The sequence below is a fragment of the Micromonospora sp. NPDC005707 genome, assembly GCF_040631005.1.
Lineage (GTDB): Bacteria > Actinomycetota > Actinomycetes > Mycobacteriales > Micromonosporaceae > Micromonospora.
Map to the genome: position 1 here is coordinate 134810 of NZ_JBEXYR010000012.1, position 18183 is coordinate 152992.

Genomic DNA, 18183 nt, shown 5'->3' on the forward strand with positions numbered 1-18183 from the left:
ACCGCGGCCGGTTCGCGCCGCCCCGCCGACCCCCGCCCGCTGGACCTGGCCGCCGCAACCTTCCGGTCGCTCGGCCAGCGGACGAAGGGACGAAGCGAACAACAGCCGCTTCCCGTGGTAGGACTCAAAGACGGTACGGCGTGCACCCCCGCCGCTGTCAACCCACCCGGGCCTGTCGTGTGTTGCGACACGGCGTGTCGCGTCGGCGCGTCTCGATGTCGCCCATGCCCGGGCGGGGTGCCGGGCCGGCGCGCTCAGCCGGAGAGCTGCCCCGGCGCTGTCAGCCGGAGAGGCGCCCGGCGCGGTCAGCCGGCGAGGTGTCGGCGCAGCAGGGCGGCGGCCGCGCCCGGGTGGTCGGCGGCGAGCAGCCCGCCGGCGGCCAGGACGTAGTCGACGTCGACCACGGGACGGGCGGCCCGGGGCAGCGGCCACCCGCCGGCGTGGTCGCCGAGGACGGCGGCGAGGACCCCGGCGGCGTCGGCGGGCGCCGCGTGCCGCAGCACCCCGCCGGAGCCGACCATCAGCTTGACGTCGCGCAGGTCCCGCCCGGCGCGCTCCCCCGTGGCGGCGCCGCGGGCGTGGCGGCGCAGCGCCACCGTCGCGGCGAGCGCGGCGATGCGCCGGTCGGCGGCCCGGTCGGCGTCGTCGGCGGGCAGGAAACCGGGGTCGGCGGCCCGCACGGCCGCCGCGGCGGCCAGGTCGTCGTCCTCGCCGGGGGCGAGGAGCCGTTCCTCGGCGGCGGCGCGGACCACGCCGGGGGCGCTCCACCGCATGCCGAGGTCCCCCTCGACGGTGCGCGCCCGCCACAGGGCCCCGGCGACCTCCTGGCTGGGGCCGCTGTCGCGCTCGTCGGGGGTGAGCACCGAGTACACGTCGGTGGTGGCGCCGCCGACGTCGACGACGGCCAGGTCCCCGCCGAGGGCGTCGGCGAGGACCTCCACGCCGGTGAGCACCGCGTCGGGGGTGGCGGCCCGCACCAGGCGGGCGAACCGGCTGCCGCGGGACAGCTTCTTGCCGCCGATGACGTGCCGCAGGAACACCTCCCGGATCGCGGCGCGGGCCGGCGCGGGGGCGAGCACCCCGATGCGGGGCAGCACGTTGTCGGCGGCGGTGACCGGCACCTTCGCCGCGGCGAGCAGGGCGTGCAGGTCGTCGCGGACGTCGGCGTTGCCGGCGAGCACCACGGGCACCCGCCAGCGCGCCCGCGCCAGCCGGGTGGCGTTGTGGGTGAGGGTGTCGGCGTCGCCGCCGTCGGTGCCGCCGACGAGCAGCACCACGTCGGGGCGGGCGGCGCGCAGCGCGGTCAGCTCGGCCGCGCCGAGCCGCCCGGCGGCCACGTGCACCACGTTCGCCCCGGCGGACAGCCCGACCCGCCGGCCGGCCTGCGCGGTGACGAGGGGCTCGTAGCCGATGACGGCCAGCCGCAGGCCGCCGCCGGCCGACGAGCACACGTACCAGGGCAGGTCCCGCGCGGCGAGCCCGGCGGTGGCGGTGCCGACGGCGGCGTCCAGGCCGTGCAGCACGTCGGTGCCGACGGTGGTCGGCGCGGCCGCCGCCGCGACGAGCCGGCCGCCGTCGAGGTCGACCACCGCGGCCTTGGTGTACGTCGACCCGACGTCGGCGCAGACGGCGAGGTTCACGCGGACCCGTCCCTCATTCGTGGCTGCGGGGCTCGCAAACCCGGCTCACTCCTCGCGCTCACGCCGAGCCGTCCTTCGTTCGCGACTGCGGGGCTCGCAAACCCGGCTCACTCCTCGCGCTCACGCCGCTGGGGGTACGACCACCGTGCCGGTGGCGGTGACCGCCACGATCGGCTCGGCAAGGACCTCGGCGGCCGATTCGCCCTTGTCGGGGCGGCCCCGGCACACCACGTGCGCGGCGAAGTCGATGGTGCGGCTGCGGGTGCCGACCCGGGTGACCGTGGCGATCACCTCCAGCACGTCGCCGGCCTTCATGGGGGCCTTGAACTGCACGTCGGAGTAGGAGGCGAACAGCCCCTCGTCGCCGTCGGTGCGGATGCACACCTCGGTGGCGACGTCCCCGAACAGGCCCAGCGCGTACGCCCCGTCGACGAGGTTGCCCGCGTAGTGGGCGTGGGAGTACGGCACGTACCGGCGGTGGGTGACGGTCAGGCCGACCCGGGGATCACTCATGCTCTCGCCTTCTTGTCGCTGATCAGGGCGTGGACCAGGTAGCTGGCGACCTCGCCGGGGGTGGTGCCGCGGCCGAAGATTCGGTCGACGCCCAGCTCCCCGGTCATGGTCTCGTCGAAGCGGGGACCGCCGACGATCAGCAGGGGTCGCTTGCCGGCGGGCAGGGCCTCCCGGAACGCGGCGGACATCTCCCGGGTGTTGTGCAGGTGCGCGTCGCGTTGGGTGACGACCTGGGAGACGAGCACGGCGTCGGCTTTCTCCCGGCGGGCCGCCTCGACCAGCTCGGGGACGCTGACCTGCGCGCCCAGGTTGGTGACCTTGAGTTCGCGGTAGTACTCCAGGCCCTTCTCCCCGGCGATGCCCTTGACGTTGAGGATGGCGTCGATGCCGACGGTGTGCGCGTCGGTGCCGATGCAGGCGCCCACGACGGACAGCTTGCGCCGCAGGCGCTGCTTCACCACCGTGTTGACCTCCTTGGCCGACAGCAGCGGGTAGTCCCGTTCCACCACCTGCACCTTGTCGAGGTCCACGAGGTGGTTCACCCGGCCGTAGACGACGAAGAAGGTGAACCCGTCGCCCATCTGCTTGGCGTGCACCAGCATCGCCGGGTCCATGCCCATCTTGTTGGCCAGCTGCACGGCGGCGCCCTCGGCGCGCTTGTCGTGCGGCACCGGCAGCGTGAACGACACTTGCACCATGCCGTCGCCGGTGGTGTCCCCGTACGGCCGGACGATCTTCTTCTCCGTCATGCCGTGCTGGCCGGGCATGCCCTCACGGCCCTCGCTTCGCTCGGTGCGTTCGCTCATGCCGCCTGCTCCAGGATGTCCGTGGCCGGGTTGTAGTAGTCGGCCTCGTGCTTCGCGACGCCGTCGAGGCCCTTGCCCCGGTCCGCGGGCCGCTTCATGATCCCGAAGGTGCCCTCGGCGATGGCGGTGAGCAGCGACTGGTCACCGATGCGGTCGAGCAGGTCGACGGCCTCACCGAGCACCCGGTGGGCGCGCTGCTGGATGAACCCGCCCGGCGCGGGCACGAAGTCCTCGTGCAGCCCGCCGGCGGCGCCCAGCACGTAGCGGACGTTCTGCAGGGCGATGTCCCGGTCCGACAGCCAGGGGGTGACCACCGCCTCGGTCATCATCCCGACCAGCAGGATGCCCTGCCCGGTCATGGTGCCGACCAGGTTGAAGAACCCGTCGAGCAGGTTGCCGCGGAACACGTCCCCGGTCATGTGCTTGGTCGGCGGCATCCACTTCAGCGGCGCGTCGGGGAACAGCTCCCGGGCCAGCAGCGCGTGCGCCAGCTCCAGGCGGAACGACTCCGGCACGTCCGGGTTGATCTCGAAGGCGTGGCCCAGGCCGAGCTGCCAGTCGGCCAGCCCCGCCTCGTGCGCGAAGTACTCGTTGAGCAGCTGCGACACGGTCACCGTGTGCGCCTCGTCGACCGCGTCGGCGGTGGTGAGGTAGTTGTCCTCGCCGGTGTTGATGATGATGCCGGCGCGGGCGTGCACCTGCCGGGAGAACCGCTGGTCGACGAACGTGCGGATCGGGTTGATGTCGCGGAACAGGATCCCGTACATCGAGTCGTTGAGCATCATGTCGAGCCGTTCCAGGCCGGCCAGGGCGGCCATCTCCGGCATGCACAGGCCCGACGCGTAGTTCGTCAGCCGCACGTACCGGCCCAGCTCCCGCGACGAGGAGTCCAGCGCGGCCCGCATGAGCCGGAAGTTCTCCTGGGTGGCGTACGTGCCGGCGAAGCCCTCCCGGGTGGCGCCCTCGGGCACGTAGTCCAGCAGCGACTGCCCGGTGGAGCGGATCACCGCGATGATGTCCGCGCCGGCGCGGGCGGCGGCCTGCGCCTGCGGGATGTCCTCGTAGATGTCGCCGGTGGCCACGATCAGGTAGATCCACGGCCGCTGCTTCGGGTCCCCGTACCGCTTCACGAGCCGGTCTCGCTCGGCGCGGCGCCGGTCGATCTGCCGCACGCCCGCGGCGACCGCCTTGCGGGCGGCCCGGCGGGCGGCCGTGGCGGCCTTGCCGGTCGGCTGGGTGAACCGCACCGACCCGGCGGCGGCCTTCTGCGCCAGCAGCGTCACGTCGGCGATCTGCTCCCGCTCGAGCGCGTCGAACACCGGCGCGGCGACACCGTGGCCGAGACCGACGTCGGCGACGACCGCGTCGACGAGGCGGTTCACCCACGGGATGCCGTCGGGGTCGGCGCCGGTCACCCCGGCCAGCCGCAGCACCGCCCGCTCCACCGACACGGTGGTGTGGCTGCGCGCCAGATCCACCACCGGCTGCCCGGCGCGGCGCGCCAACTCCCGCGCCCGCGCCACCAGCGCCGGATCCAACCCAAGCTTGCCTGTCACCTGAGAGAGCCTTCCTGATAGATCACGTCACCGCGCAGGACCGTGGCCCGGCACACCGGCAGCGGCGTCGGGTCGTCCGCGCCGCGCGCCTCCGGGTCCTCGGCCTGCAGCACCGGCAGCCCCCGCTCCACCCCGGCCGGGGTGTCCCACACCGCGAACGTCGCCGGCGCGCCGAGCGCGAGGACCCCCTCGTTGTCCAGGTGCACGGCCCGCCACCCGCCGCGGGTGTGCGCGGCGAACGCCGCCCGCACGCTCATCCGCTGGGCCGGGTTGTGGTGCGCGGCCGCGGCCCGCACCGACCCCCACGGGTCCAGCGGCGTCACCGGCGAGTCCGACCCGAACGCCAACGCCACCCCGACCCCGTGCATGGCGCCCATCGGGTTGGACTCCAAGGACCGGGACAGGCCCAGCCGCGACTCGTACATCCGGCCGGCGCCGCCCCACAGCCGGTCGAACGCCGGCTGCATCGACGCCACGATGCCGTACTCCACGAACCCGGCGATCAGCCGCTTGCTCATGATCTCGGCGTGCTCGACCCGGTGCCGGGCGGCCCGCAACCGGTCCACGCCCACCTTCTGCGCGGCCTGCGCGAACCCCTCCAGCACCGTGCCGATCGCCGCGTCCCCGATCGCGTGGAAGCCGCCCTGCAGCCCGTGGGCCGCGCAGTCCAGCAGGTGGTCGCGCACCTGCTCGACGGTCACGTACCCGTGCCCGCACGCCCCCGGCTCCCCGTCGAGGTACGCCGTCGACACGTGCGCGGTGCGCGACCCGAGCGCCCCGTCGGCGAACAGGTCACCGCCGGCGCCGACCGCGCCCAGTTCCCGGGCCCGCGCCGCGCCCAGTAGCTCACCCCAGTACCCGTACACCTCGGGAACGCCGGCCCCGGAGATCGCCAGCAGCCCGGTGAAGTCCTCCTCGTCGGAGATGTCCGGACCGCCGCACTCGTGCACCGCGGCGATGCCCAGCGACGCCGCGTGTTCCAGGGCCCGCCGTTGCGCCGCCACCCGCTGCGCGCGCGTGACCGACGCGAACGCGGCGGCGCGCACCACGTGGTGGGCGTCGCGGCGCAGCCAGCCCGACGGGTCGTACCCGGCGGCGGCCGCCGCGTCCGGACAGGCCGCCAGCAGCGCCGCCGACACCAGCGCCGAGTGGATCGACGCCTGCGACAGGTAGACCTTGCGGCCCCCGGCCGCCCGGTCCAGCGCCGCCGCGTCGGGCAGGGCCGGCTCCGCCCAGGACGACTCGTCCCAGCCGTGCCCCAGCACCACGGCGTCGGGCGGCAGCGCGGCGGCGAACGCCGCCACGGCCTCCAGCAGCCCGGCCGCCGACCGCACCGCCGACAGGTCCAGCCCCGACAGGGCCAGCCCGGTGTCCGTGGCGTGCACGTGCGCGTCCACGAACGCCGGCGTGACCAGCGCCCCGCCCAGCTCCACCACCCGGTCGGCGGCCGGCACGTCCGCGTCGGCGCCCAGCCAGGCGATCCGCCCGTCACGCACCAGCAGCGCGGTCGCGCTCGGGTCGGCCGGACAGTGCAGCACTCCGCCGCGGTACAAGGTCGAGGGGTTCGTCATGATGCTCAGTCTGCCGCCAGGCGGGCCTCGAACAGACGACGCACCCCCGGCTCGGCGCGCAGCAGGTCCAGCGCCAGCGCGGCGTGCCCCGGCACGTACCCGTTGCCGACCAGCATGGTCACGTCCGCGGCCAGGCCCTCCGCGCCCAGCGCGGCCGCCGCGAAGCTCGTCGCCATCGAGAAGAAGATCACCGTGCCGCCGTCAGAGGTGGCGAGGACCGCCCCGTGCTCGCAGCCCGGCACGTCCACGCAGACCACCGTGACGTCCGCGGGGGCGCCCAGCGCCGTGGTCACCGCCGTGGACAGGCCGACCGGGTCGCGGGCGTCGGCCAGCGCGACCACGCCGGCCAGGCCGGCCGCTTCGAGCGCGTCGCGCTCCGCGGCCACCGGCACCACCCCGACGGTACGTCCGGCGCCGGCCCGCCGCGCCGCGGCCAGGGACAGCGAACCGCTCTTGCCGGCGCCGCCGATCACCGCCACGGTCACCGGGCGCGGGTCCCCCTCGCGGTGGCGCCGCGCCACCTGCTCGGCCACCACCCGCGCGGTCAGCGCCGGCGCCCCGCACACGTCGAGCACCGCCAGGGACAGCTCCGGGTGCAGGTCGGCGGGCAGCACCGCGGCGATCGACCGGGCGAACAGGATGGCGTAGCCGTCGCAGGGCACCTGCTCGCTGCGCCCGTCCCAGCGGGCCAGCCCGTCGAGGATCGTCAGCGGGGTCAGCGTCAGCGACACCAGGGTCGCCACGCGGTCGCCCGGGCGCAGCCCGAGCGGGGACCGCTTCCCGGTCTCCTCCACCGTGCCGATCAGCATGCCGCCGGAGCCGGTGACCGGGTTCTGCATCTTCCCCCGGGTCGAGATGATCTCCAGCACCTCGGCGCGGACCTTCTCCCCGTCGCCGCCGTGCTTCTCCGACAGCTGCCGGAAGCTCGCCGCGTCCAGGTTCAGCCGCTCGACGCGGATCCGCACCTCGTTGGCGCCGATCCGCGGGTCGGCGTCCAGCCGCCACGCCGCCTGCGGCAGCACCCCCGCCGGTTCCACGACTCGGTGCAGACCCACCGGTGACGTCACGCCGACCCCCTATGTCCAGCCGCCCGAAACCCCGGCCAGGGCTCGCGTCGCGGGAAAACTTACGGCAGACTAATTTCTTCACCGGATATTTTCCAGTAGCCTTCGGGATCGCTGATCACCCGCACCACATGTCAGGAGGGGCCGTGACCCAGACCCAACCGGTTGAGACCATCCCTCAACCCCGTCACGCCCCGGTCGCCGTTCCGACCGCCGGGCAGCCGTACGAGTACCGCCGCAGCCCCCTGGTCGAACCCGACTGGACCCGCTTCCCCGGCTGGCGCCACGTCACCCGGGAGCAGTGGGAGAACGCCCAGTGGCAGCGGGTCAACTGCGTCAAGAACATCAAGCAGCTGCGCACCGTCCTGGGCGACCTCGTCGACGAGACCTTCTACGCCGACCTCGAGGCCGACCAGAAGGCCCTGGCCACCATGTCGATGCTGGTGCCCCCGCAGATGCTCAACACCATGGTGCCGTTCGAGCCCATGAGCACCGAGGCGTTCCTCGCCGACCCGATCCGCCGCTACATGATCCCCGTCGCCTCCGACCGGCGCACCGACTGGCCATCCCACCCCTACGCCAGCCGCGACAGCCTCCACGAGCACGACATGTGGGTCGCCGAGGGCCTCACCCACCGCTACCCCACCAAGGTCCTCGCCGAGCTGCTCTCCACCTGCCCGCAGTACTGCGGGCACTGCACCCGGATGGACCTGGTCGGCAACTCCACCCCCGCCGTCGACAAGCTCAAGCTCAGCCTCAAGCCCGTCGACCGCTACGACGCCCACATCGCCTACCTCAAGGCCCACCCCGGCGTCCGCGACGTCGTCGTCTCCGGCGGCGACGTGGCCAACGTGCCGTGGAAGAACCTCGAGTCCTACCTCATGCGGCTGCTCGAGATCGAAACCATCCGCGACATCCGCCTCGCCACCAAGGCCCTCATGGGTCTGCCGCAGCACTGGCTGCAGGGCGACGTCGTCGAAGGTCTCGAACGGGTCGCCCGCACCGCGTCCCGGCGCGGCGTCAACCTCGCCATCCACACCCACGTCAACCACCGGCAGTCGATCACCCCGCTGGTCGCCCGGGCCGCCCAGACCGCCCTCGACGTGGGCGTCCGCGACGTCCGCAACCAGGGCGTGCTCATGCGCGGCGTCAACGCCACCAGCGCCGACCTGCTCGACCTCTGCTTCGCCCTCCAGGGCGAGGCCGGCATCCTGCCGTACTACTTCTACATGTGCGACATGATCCCCAACGCCGAGCACTGGCGGGTCCCCGTCTGGCACGCCCAGCAGCTCCAGCACGACATCATGGGCTACCTGCCCGGCTACGCCACCCCGCGCATCGTCTGCGACGTCCCCTTCGTCGGCAAGCGGTGGGTGCACATGCTCACCGAGTACGACCGCGAACGTGGCATCTCCTACTGGACCAAGAACTACCGCACCTCGATCGAGTCCGCCGACCTCGAAGCGCTCAACAAGCGCTACGCCTACTACGACCCGATCGACACCCTGCCCGAGACCGGCCAGGCCTGGTGGAGCGCCCACCGCGACGACTGACCCGCACCACCCCGCCGCCCCCGTGAGCCACCCGGCCGCGGGGGCGGCGGCCGTCTACCCGCGGCCACCGCCCTCTCCACGATCGGAACCGGGGCCCGCGGCGCTGCCCGAGATCGCCTCCGGCTTCGTGTAGAGGATCTCCCGGGCCTGCTCCGCGGCGCGGCTGATGCTCTCGGCGATGAACTCGACGAACCGGGCGATGCTCTCGAGGCGAACGGCGGCCGGGGTCCCGGGGCCGAGGATGCTCACGCCCTGCCGGGCCGTCTCCGCGAGCTGCGCGTTGGCCCGGGCGCCGGCGATCGTGCCCTGGTAGAAGACGTCGTCGTCGACCACGTAGCGCTCGCGGCGGCGTTCGTCGCGTTCCCGGCGGATGAGGCCCTGGCTCTCCAGAAACGTGACCGCCTTGGACACCGACGCCGGGCTTACCTGCAGCCGCTGCACGAGTTCGGACGCGGTGAGGCTGCCCGCGTCGGCGGTGTAGAGGCAGGTCAGCACCCGGGACATCATCTTCGGCAGACCCTGCTGCATGAGCAGGGTCGTGAACATCTCCTCGTACTCGCGCACGGCCCCGGCGTCGCGGCCCTGCGTCTGCGACGGCGCCTGCGGCCCTCGCGCGGGCGTCGGCCTGCGCCGGTGGGAGCGGCGCTCGGTGGCACGGTGGGCCAGGTCGGCACGGTAGGCGGTCGGACCGCCGTTGCGCATCACCTCGCGGGTGACCGTCGAGGTGGGGCGGTCGAGACGCCTGGCGATCTCCGCGTAGGCGAGCCCGTCGGCCAGCCCCAGCGCGATCTGCTGGCGTTCCTGCTGGGTGAGCCTGCCTCCCGGCATCGCGATGTCCCCTTCCACGGTCGCTCGATGCCGCCAGTATAGCGTTCACCGTTCACCCAATGCAACGATCAGCATCGTAACCGTTGCGTTAGTTCTACATCCGTTGCAACGAAATACGGCTGTTCACCTGCGATGATGCTGCTTTGGCGCAACAAGCTCGTTGCCTGATCTGTGAACGCAACGTAGCGTTTCCGGTGTCAGAAACAGCAGGCGCAGGAGGAGAACAACCGTGCACACCTTCGACACCCCCACCCCGATCACCGCCACCCTCGACATCCCCGCCGGCCGCATCCAGCTCATCGCCGCCGACCGGGCCGACACCACCGTCGACGTCCGCCCCGCCGACCCCTCGAAGAGCCGCGACGTCAAGGTGGCCGAGCAGACCAAGATCCGATACGACGGCGGCGTCCTGCACATCGAGGCCTCCGCCAAGAACCAGATCCTCGGAAGCTCCGGATCCATCGAGGTCACCGTCCAGCTGCCCGCCGGCTCCCGCGTCGAGGCGAAGGCGGCCAGCGCCGACCTCCGGGCCGTCGGCCGGTTCGGCGACGTCGCCTTCCAGGGCGCACACGGCGCCATCAAGCTCGACGAGGCCGCGAGCCTCCGCCTCACCACCGCCGCCGGTGACGTCACGGTCGGCCGCCTCAACGGACCCGCCGAGATCAGCACCGCGAAGGGCGACATCCGCATCACCGAGGCCGTCCGCGGCGCCGTCGTGCTGCGCACCCAGGCCGGCGACATCGCCGTCGGCGCCGCCCACGGCGTCTCCGCCACCCTCGACGCCGGCACCACCTACGGCCGGATCCACAACTCCCTCACCAACACCGAAGGCGCCGCGGCCGGCCTGACCATCCACGCCACCACCGCCCTCGGCGACATCGTCGCCCGCAGCCTCTGAGGAGCACCCACCATGACCAACCTGGCCATCGCGGCGAACGGACTGCGCAAGTCCTACGGCGACAAGGTCGTCCTCGACGGCGTCGACCTCACCGTCCCGCAAGGAACCATCTTCGCCCTGCTCGGCCCCAACGGCGCCGGCAAGACCACCGCCGTCAAGATCCTCTCCACCCTCATCTCCCCCGACCCCGCCTCCGGCCCCACCCACGTCGGCGGCCACGACCTCGCCACCGACCCCCAGGCCGTCCGCACCGCCATCGGCGTCACCGGCCAGTTCTCCGCCGTCGACGGCCTGATCACCGGCGAGGAGAACATGCTCCTCATGGCCGACCTGCACCACCTGTCCAAGCGCGACGGCCAGCGCACCGCCACCGAACTGCTGGAACGCTTCGACCTCACCGACGCCGCGAAGAAGCCCGCCTCCACCTACTCCGGCGGCATGAAGCGCCGCCTCGACCTCGCCATGACCCTGGTCGGCAACCCGCGGATCATCTTCCTCGACGAACCGACCACCGGCCTCGACCCCCGCAGCCGCCACAACATGTGGCAGATCATCCGCGAACTCGTCGCCGACGGCGTCACCGTCTTCCTCACCACCCAGTACCTGGAGGAGGCCGACCAGCTCGCCGACCGCATCGCCGTGCTCAACGACGGGAAGATCGCCGCCGAGGGCACCGCCGCGGAACTCAAGCGCCTCATCCCCGGCGGGCACGTCCAACTGCGTTTCGAGGACCCCGCGGCGTACGAGCGGGCCGCCGGCGCGCTGCGCGACAGCGTCCGCGACGACCAGGCCCTCACCCTGCAGATCCCCAGCGGCGGCACCCAACGCGAGCTGCGCGCCATCCTCGACCGGCTCGACGACGCCGACGTGCACGCCGACACCCTCACCGTCCACACCCCCGACCTCGACGACGTGTTCTTCGCCCTGACCGGCGGCGCCCGCATCCCCACCCAGCCCAAGGAGGCCCTCCGATGAGCTCCCTCTCCCTCGCCGTACGCGACTCGTCCACGATGCTGCGCCGCAACCTCCTGCACGCCCGGCGCTACCCGTCCCTCACCCTCAACCTGCTGCTCACCCCGATCATGCTGCTGCTGCTCTTCGTCTACGTCTTCGGTGACACGATGAGCGCGGGCATCGGCGGCGGCGGCCCGGACCGCTCCCGGTACATCGCGTACCTCGTCCCGGGCCTCCTGCTGATGACCATCGGCAGCACCGTGATCGGCACCGCGGTGTCCGTCTCCACCGACATGACCGAGGGCATCATCGCCCGCTTCCGCACGATGGCCATCCACCGCGGCTCGGTCCTCGTCGGACACGTCGTCGGCAGCGTGCTGCAGTCGATCCTGAGCGTGGTCCTCGTGGGCGCCGTCGCCGTGGCCATCGGCTTCCGGTCCACCGGCGCCGGCGTCCTGGAGTGGCTCGCGGCGCTCGGGCTGCTCGCCCTCTTCGCCACGGCGCTCACCTGGATCGCGGTCGGCATGGGCCTGGTCAGCCCGAACGCCGAGGCCGCCAGCAACAACGCCATGCCGCTGATCCTGCTGCCCCTGCTGTCCAGCGCCTTCGTCCCGGTCGAGGCCATGCCCGGCTGGCTCCGGCCGATCGCCGAGTACCAGCCGTTCACGCCCGCCATCGAAACCCTGCGCGGTCTGCTGCTCGGCAGCGGGATCGGCCACAACGGGTGGCTCGCGGTCGCCTGGTGCCTGGGACTCGCGGTGCTGGGCTACTTCTGGTCGACGTCGAAGTTCAACCGCGACCCGAGGTAATCCCCGTAGCGCACGGCGGCGGGCCCCCGGTCATCCGGGGGCCCGCCGCCGTACGTGTCACTTGTCGAAGGCGTCGCGGACGTTGCGTCCGGCCTCCTTGACGTTCTGCCCGGCCTGCCGCGCCCGGGCGGCGCTCTGCTCGTTGGCGCCCTCGGCCCGCAACCGCTCGTTGTCGGTGGCGTCGCCGATCCGCTCCTTGGCCGCGCCGGCCATCTCCTGGGCCCGGCTCTTGGCCTTGTCGGTGAAGCTCATCCCGCCTCCTCGGCTCGTTCGGGCTTCCGCCGGTTGCGTCCCCGGTGCCGGTCCCCCCAAACGTCGTGCGCGAGCGCGCACCCCGTAAGGCATCCTAGGAAGATAGGTTCCAGCGCCGGCCGGTCCCGGCAGCGGGTCCGTGGTTGACTGGGCGGGTGAGCGAGATCCTGCTGATCCGGCACGGCGAGACCACCTGGAGCGCCAGCCGCCGGCACACCTCGTACACGGACCTGGAGCTGACCCCCGACGGCGAACGCCAGTCCCGCGCGCTCGCCGTGGCTCTCGCCGGCCGGCGTTTCGTCCGGGTGCTGTCCAGCCCCCGGCAGCGCGCGACCAGCACCGCGCACCTGGCCGGGCTCACCGTCGACGCCACCGACCCCGACCTGGCCGAATGGAACTACGGCGCCTACGAGGGGCGCACCACCGTGGACATCCACGAGGAGAACCCCCGCTGGAACATCTGGACCGACGGCTGCCCCGACGGGGAGTCACCGGCCGAGGTCGGCGCCCGGCTCGACCGGGTGCTCGACCGGGTGGCCCCGCTGCTGGAGCACGGCAGCGTCGCGCTGGTCGGCCACGCGCACAGCCTGCGGGTGCTCGGCGCGCGCTGGATCGGCCTCCCCCCGTCCGCCGGCGGGCTGCTGCGGCTGGACACCGCCACCCTCAGCGTCCTCGGCCACGAGCACGGGCGGCGCGTCATCCTGCGCTGGAACCAGCCCGTTCCGCAGACCGGCCCGGCCGGTACCGACCGGGTGGCACGGCACTGATCTCCGGCTCGGGTCGGGCGTGGACGGCCGTGCGGGCGTACCGGGCCTGCGGGAGCGGCCGCACAAACGACCGGCTCCGGTCCAGCGTCCATGCCGAACCGGAGCCGATCGTGGGCGGCCACGCCGCGCGCCGTCAGAGGTAGCGCGAGGCCTCGTCGAGGAAGCGCTGCGCGTACCGGTCCGCCGGGATGTCCCCGAGGTAGTACTTCTTGAGGTCGCGGCGGGCGGCGGCGAGCGGGTCGGCGCCGAGGAAGTCGTCGAGGACGGCGTCGAGCCCCTGCAACCGGTCGCCGTGGGCGTCGATCACGTAGGCCGCCCGCGCGAGCGGGAACGCCTCCGGGAACCTGGCCGCCGGCACCGAGACGGCGACCATCACGAACGGCTTCTCCGAGTACAGGTAGTCGGCCACCACGCTCGACACGTCCGACACCATCGCGTCCGAGGCGTTGAAGCAGTCCGCGACCGACATGGTCACCTCGGCCTCGGTGCCGAAGACGTGCGGCCGTCCGTTCGTCCGGCGGTCGTCGGCCAGCAGCGTCCGGATCCGCTCGCACTCCCGGCTCAACTCCGCGGACCGCCGGCTGTACGGATGCGGCCGGAAGACGACGCTGCACCCGCGGGCGACGAGCGCCTTCACGATGTCGTACCCGACGAGCAGCGACGAATAATTGGAGTCGGCGTAGAAGCCGGCCCACGTCGGGGCGTACAGGACCCGAGGGCTGGCGATCGAGGCGATCGGCTCGGTGGCGATCGCGACGTTCTCCACCTGCGGGCGCCCGACGATGGTGAACATCTCCGCGGGCATGCTCACGCCGTTGGCCGCGAACCGGTCGATCGCGGCCTGGCCGGCGACGAAGTTCTTGTCGTAGATCCGGAAGATCGGGTTGTAGCTCGGCACCTTGTCGCTGTCGCCGTGGTTGAGCTGGATGTGCTTCAGGTTCGTGTACCGCAGGACGTGGTTGTTCATCGTCGCGGTGTTGACGTAGAAGGCCGCCCGCAGCGACGGGGCGATGGCGTCGTCGATCTGGTTCAGCCCCATCCGCAGCACCACCGGAGCCTTGGTGAGACCCACCACCTCGTTGAAGTTGGTCTGGTTGCGCACCAGCACGAAGAACTTGCGGCCGAGGCGTTCCAGATAGGGCAACCACATCGCGAGCTGGTAGGCGGTGCCGGCGGGCGCGTTCCAGTGCACGAGGAAGACCGGCTCGTAGGCGGTCAGCGCGGCGAGCAGCTTCGTCTCACGGCTGCGCCGTGCCCGCACTCGCTTCACCGCCTGCAGCCCGGTGAACAGGGTCAACCCGAGCGCCGCGGTCGCCACCACCAGCGCGATCCACCCGGAGACGTCGGTGAACGCGCAGACCAGCGCCGCGAGGACCGCGACGCCGTTGCCCAGCGCCACCCGGCCTGTGTTGGGGCTGCGGTCCGGCCGCGAGCCGTTGCCGGGCAGGTTGGCGGAGACGGGGTAGACCGCCTCGGACACGGAGGCCAGGAGCGGCTCGCTGAGGATCGCCAGGCCGGCGACGGCGACACCGACGGCCAGGGCCGGATCGAGGCTGCCGTGTACGGCGCCGAGCAGGTACGCGCAGGCGAGCAGGAGGACGCGCCCCACGACGGCCGTCCCGGCGGCCGCCGAACCGCCACGCCACGTCCAGGCCAGCAGCGCGAGCGCCAGAGCGGCCGGGGGAAGCGCCCAGAGGCGGGAGTCCCCCACCGCCGCGAGCAGCAGGGCGGCCAGGGCCGCCACCTCGACCGCCGACGTGGGCAGTCGCGTCCCGGCCGCCGACGTCCGGGCCTCCGCGAGCCATCCGCTGAACCGGGACCGGCCCGGCTTCGACGCCGTCATCGCCCGATCCCCGCCGACCGGGGGCTGATCCACTGCTGCCGCCTCGCCCGACCCCGGCAATCCGCCAGGTAGTTCTGTCGCAACGCCAACTCCTTCTCCAACTGACTCACCCGCTCATCGAGCCCCCACGGCCCGGTGAACGTTGGTTCAAAGCGTAGGCGGATGGTCGCGGATCGCCCCGATCCGCCCACCGGCACACGCGCGCCGCCGCCTGCCGTCGCCCGATGACAGGCGTGCGGCCGGCGGAGGTGATCATCGCTCCCGGAGCGGGGTCAACCCCCCTGCGGACCCGCCGAACCGGCCGAGACCCCACGGAGCCGGTGCTGGTCCACCGGATCCGGGCCGACCTTCGGCGGGCGATGCTCGTACGGGGTGGAGAGCACGACGGTCGTCCGGGTGGTGACGTTCGCGGACGTCCGGATCTCCTGCAGCACCCGCTCCAGGTCCGCCGGGCTGGCCACCCGCACCAGCAGGAGGTAGAAGTCCTCGCCGGCCACCGAGTAGCACGAGTCGATCTCGGGAAGGTGGGCCAGCCGCTCCGGGGCGTCGTCCGGCTGCGAGGGGTCGAACGGCCGGATCGCCACGAACGCGGTCAGCGGCAGCTCCAGCGCCTCGAACGACACGCGGGCGGCGTACCCCTTGATGACGCCGCGCTGCTCCAGCCGGCGGACCCGCTGGTGCACGGCCGACACCGACAGCCCCACCTTCTCGGCCAGGTCCGTGTACGACAGCCGACCGTCTCCGGTCAGCGCGGCGACGATGGCGCGGTCGATCTCCTCCACGCGGTGCAACCTACCTGGAAAAGCGCTCCCACGGTGCACCCGGCCCGCCGCCGTGACGCTGCGCGTGCCGGGTGTCGCGCACCGGTGCGATCAGCCCTTCGCCAGGGCCCGCGAGATGACCAGCCGCTGGATCTGGTTGGTGCCCTCGACGATCTGCAACACCTTCGCCTCGCGCATGTACCGCTCGACCGGGTGGTCGGCGACGTAGCCGGCGCCACCGAGCACCTGCACCGCGTCGGTGGTCACCCGCATGGCCATGTCCGTGGCGAACAGCTTCGCCTTCGCCGCCTCGATCGAGTACGGCCGGCCGGCGTCGCGCAGCCGGGCGGCGGCCAGCGTCAGGGCGCGGGCGGCGGAGATCTGGGTGGCGTGGTCGGCCAGGGCGAAGCCGAGCCCCTGGAAGTCGATGATCGACCGGCCGAACTGCTGGCGCTCCCGGGCGTAGCCGACGGCGTAGTCCAGGGCGGCCTGGGCCAGGCCGACCGCGCAGGCGGCGATGCCGAGGCGGCCCGAGTCCAGCGCCGACATGGCGATGGTGAAGCCCGCCCCCTCCCCGCCGATGAGCCGCTCGGCCGGCACCCGGGCCTCGTCGAAGGCGATCTGGGCGACCGGGGAGGCGTGCAGGCCCATGGTCCGCTCGGCGGCCTGCGGGTGGATGCCGGGGGTGTTCCGGTCGGCCAGCAGGCAGGAGATGCCCTTCGGGCCGGGGCCGCCGGTGCGGCAGAAGATGTTGTAGAAGTCGGCGACCCGGGCATGGGTGATCCACGCCTTGGTGCCGGAGACCACGTAGTCGTCGCCGTCACGGACCGCCTTCGTGGTGAGCGCCGCCGCGTCGGAGCCGCCCTGCGGCTCGGAGAGGCAGTAGGCCCCCAGCAGCTCGCCGCCGATCATGTCGGGCAGCAGCTTGCGCTGCGCGTCGGTGCCGAACTGGGCGAGCGGGTAGCAGGACAGCGTGTGCACGCTGACCGCCTCGGCGACCGCGAGCCAGCGGCTGGCCAGGATCTCCAGCACCTGGAGGTACACCTCGTACGGCTGGGCGGCGCCGCCGTGCTCCTCGGCGTACGGCAGGCCGAGCAGGCCGGCCCGGCCCAGGGTGCGCAGCACCTCGCGGGGGAACTCGGCGCGCTCCTCGAAGCCGGCGGCCCTGGGGGCGAGCTCCCGGTCGGCGAGTTCGGTGGCGAGGTCCAGCAGATCGTGGGCCTCGTCGGTGGGGAGGATCCGGTCGACAGTCATAGCGCGATGAGCTCCGTGGGGGTGGTGTTGAGCCGCTGCCCGCCGTCCGTCGTGCAGACGACGATGTCCTCGATCCGGGCGCCGTGCCGCCCGGCGAGGTAGATCCCGGGTTCGACCGAGAACGCCATGCCGGCCTCGAGGGGCCGGGGGTTGCCGGTCACGACGTACGGCTCCTCGTGGGTGTCGAGGCCGATGCCGTGGCCGGTGCGGTGCAGGAACGCGCCGCCGTGACCGGCGGCCGTGATGATGTCCCGGGCGACCGCGTCGAGCGCCTCGGCGGTGACCCCCGGGCGGACGGCCGCCACGGCGGCGCGCTGCGCCTCGTGCAGGACGGCGTAGTAGTCGGTGAACTCGGCCGGGGCGGGACCGCCGGCGACGTAGGTGCGGGTGCAGTCGGAGCGGTAGCCGGACGGCATGGTGCCGCCGATGTCGACCACCACCGGCTCGCCCGCGCCGATCGGCCGGTCGCCGGTCTGGTGGTGCGGGCTGGCGCCGTTCGGGCCGGCGGCCACGATGACGAAATCGACCCGGACGTGCCCGGCGGCGCGGATGGCGGCGGCGATGTCGGCGGCCACCTCGGCCTCGGTCCGGCCGGGGCGCAGCCACTCCCCCATCCGCCGGTGCACCGCGTCGATCGCGGCGCCCGCCTCGGCCAGGGCGGCCACCTCGGCGGGCGACTTGCGGATCCGCAGCTCGCGCAGCACCTCGGAGGCGAGCCGCTGGGCCGCGTCGGGCAGCGCGGCGCGCAGGGCGAGCACCTGCTCGGCCCACATCCGGTCGGCCAGCCCGACGGCGGCGGCCGGACCGGGCAGCGCGGCCCGCACCAGCGGCCACGGGTCGGTGCCGTCGGCGTGGTCGACGATCCGGTAGCCGGCGCCGGGCGCGGCCTCGGCGCCGGGGCGTTCCAGCACCGGCACGATCAGGGTGGGCTCGCCGTCGGCCGGGAGCACCAGGCAGGTGAGCCGCTCCCCCTCGTGCGCGTCGTAGCCGGTCAGGTAGCGCAGGTCGGAGCCGGGCGTGAGCAGCAGCGCGTCCAGGCCGGCGGCGGCCGTGGCGCGCTGGGCGGCGGCCAGCCGCTCGGCCGGGTACAGCTCGTCGGTTCCCACCCCCAGAG

17 protein-coding genes are annotated in these 18183 nt (G+C 73.3%); 5 read left to right on the plus strand and 12 right to left on the minus strand.

Annotation, left to right across the window (positions count from 1 at the left end; all coding sequences use genetic code 11):
* Positions 1-305: 305 nt before the first annotated feature.
* From ABZ452_RS23620 to ABZ452_RS23645, 6 genes are all read right to left on the minus strand, one after another.
* On the minus strand, positions 306-1640 hold the full coding sequence (locus tag ABZ452_RS23620) for a glutamate mutase L (protein ID WP_357946662.1): 1335 nt from the start codon (positions 1638-1640) through the stop codon (positions 306-308).
* Positions 1641-1760: 120 nt separating this feature from the next.
* On the minus strand, positions 1761-2153 hold the full coding sequence (locus tag ABZ452_RS23625) for a hotdog domain-containing protein (protein WP_357946665.1): 393 nt from the start codon (positions 2151-2153) through the stop codon (positions 1761-1763).
* Positions 2150-2902: an OAM dimerization domain-containing protein gene (locus ABZ452_RS23630; protein ID WP_357946798.1), complete on the minus strand. Its 753-nt coding sequence runs from the start codon at positions 2900-2902 to the stop codon at positions 2150-2152. The genes ABZ452_RS23625 and ABZ452_RS23630 overlap by 4 nt, the downstream gene beginning before the upstream one ends.
* Positions 2903-2955: 53 nt before the next feature.
* Positions 2956-4515: a lysine 5,6-aminomutase subunit alpha gene (locus ABZ452_RS23635; RefSeq protein ID WP_357946667.1), complete on the minus strand. Its 1560-nt coding sequence runs from the start codon at positions 4513-4515 to the stop codon at positions 2956-2958.
* Positions 4512-6086 (minus strand): amidohydrolase family protein, encoded by a 1575-nt coding sequence (locus ABZ452_RS23640; RefSeq protein WP_357946670.1) that lies wholly within the window; start codon positions 6084-6086, stop codon positions 4512-4514. Before ABZ452_RS23640 ends, ABZ452_RS23635 begins: the two co-directional genes overlap by 4 nt.
* Positions 6087-6091: 5 nt before the next feature.
* Positions 6092-7141, minus strand: coding sequence for a zinc-binding alcohol dehydrogenase (locus tag ABZ452_RS23645; protein ID WP_357946800.1), 1050 nt, complete (start codon positions 7139-7141; stop codon positions 6092-6094).
* Between the two features lie 155 nt (positions 7142-7296).
* Between ABZ452_RS23645 and ABZ452_RS23650 the strand changes: the two genes are divergently transcribed.
* Entirely contained in the window at positions 7297-8703 is a 1407-nt protein-coding gene (locus ABZ452_RS23650; protein ID WP_357946672.1) for a lysine 2,3-aminomutase, read from the plus strand.
* 54 nt (positions 8704-8757) lie between these two features.
* Here ABZ452_RS23650 and ABZ452_RS23655 read toward each other — a convergent pair whose 3' ends face one another.
* The gene (locus ABZ452_RS23655; RefSeq protein WP_357946675.1) at positions 8758-9531 is read right to left on the minus strand and encodes a helix-turn-helix domain-containing protein; all 774 of its coding nucleotides are present in this window, start codon (positions 9529-9531) and stop codon (positions 8758-8760) included.
* Positions 9532-9760: 229 nt separating this feature from the next.
* On the opposite strand from ABZ452_RS23655, the gene ABZ452_RS23660 reads away from it, so the two are divergent.
* The 3 genes from ABZ452_RS23660 to ABZ452_RS23670 are packed head-to-tail and all read left to right on the plus strand — an operon-like array spanning position 9761 to position 12192.
* Entirely contained in the window at positions 9761-10429 is a 669-nt protein-coding gene (locus ABZ452_RS23660; RefSeq protein ID WP_357946678.1) for a DUF4097 family beta strand repeat-containing protein, read from the plus strand.
* A gap of 12 nt (positions 10430-10441) precedes the next feature.
* A complete protein-coding gene (locus ABZ452_RS23665) occupies positions 10442-11404 on the plus strand; it encodes an ATP-binding cassette domain-containing protein (protein ID WP_357946680.1) in 963 nt (320 codons plus the stop codon).
* Positions 11401-12192, plus strand: a complete 792-nt coding sequence (locus ABZ452_RS23670) for an ABC transporter permease (protein WP_357946683.1) — start codon at positions 11401-11403, stop codon at positions 12190-12192. The genes ABZ452_RS23665 and ABZ452_RS23670 overlap by 4 nt, the downstream gene beginning before the upstream one ends.
* A gap of 57 nt (positions 12193-12249) precedes the next feature.
* Here the strand turns inward: ABZ452_RS23670 and ABZ452_RS23675 are convergent, their stop codons facing one another.
* Positions 12250-12444 carry a CsbD family protein gene (locus tag ABZ452_RS23675; protein ID WP_262284140.1) on the minus strand — a complete coding sequence of 65 codons (195 nt, stop codon included), beginning with the start codon at positions 12442-12444 and terminating at the stop codon, positions 12250-12252.
* A gap of 155 nt (positions 12445-12599) precedes the next feature.
* Between ABZ452_RS23675 and ABZ452_RS23680 the strand changes: the two genes are divergently transcribed.
* A complete protein-coding gene (locus tag ABZ452_RS23680) occupies positions 12600-13211 on the plus strand; it encodes a histidine phosphatase family protein (RefSeq protein WP_357946687.1) in 612 nt (203 codons plus the stop codon).
* Between the two features lie 133 nt (positions 13212-13344).
* Here the strand turns inward: ABZ452_RS23680 and ABZ452_RS23685 are convergent, their stop codons facing one another.
* The 4 genes from ABZ452_RS23685 to ABZ452_RS23700 all read right to left on the minus strand — a co-directional run bounded on the left by ABZ452_RS23685 (position 13345) and on the right by ABZ452_RS23700 (position 18181).
* On the minus strand, positions 13345-15054 hold the full coding sequence (locus ABZ452_RS23685) for a CDP-glycerol glycerophosphotransferase family protein (RefSeq protein WP_357946689.1): 1710 nt from the start codon (positions 15052-15054) through the stop codon (positions 13345-13347).
* Positions 15055-15326: 272 nt separating this feature from the next.
* Positions 15327-15836 (minus strand): Lrp/AsnC family transcriptional regulator, encoded by a 510-nt coding sequence (locus ABZ452_RS23690; RefSeq protein ID WP_357946692.1) that lies wholly within the window; start codon positions 15834-15836, stop codon positions 15327-15329.
* A 90-nt stretch (positions 15837-15926) separates the two neighbouring features.
* Complete coding sequence (locus tag ABZ452_RS23695; protein ID WP_357946695.1) at positions 15927-17069, minus strand: acyl-CoA dehydrogenase family protein; 1143 nt, start codon at positions 17067-17069, stop codon at positions 15927-15929.
* The gene (locus tag ABZ452_RS23700) at positions 17066-18181 is read right to left on the minus strand and encodes a Xaa-Pro peptidase family protein (protein ID WP_357946802.1); all 1116 of its coding nucleotides are present in this window, start codon (positions 18179-18181) and stop codon (positions 17066-17068) included. The genes ABZ452_RS23695 and ABZ452_RS23700 overlap by 4 nt, the downstream gene beginning before the upstream one ends.
* Positions 18182-18183: the final 2 nt, after the last annotated feature.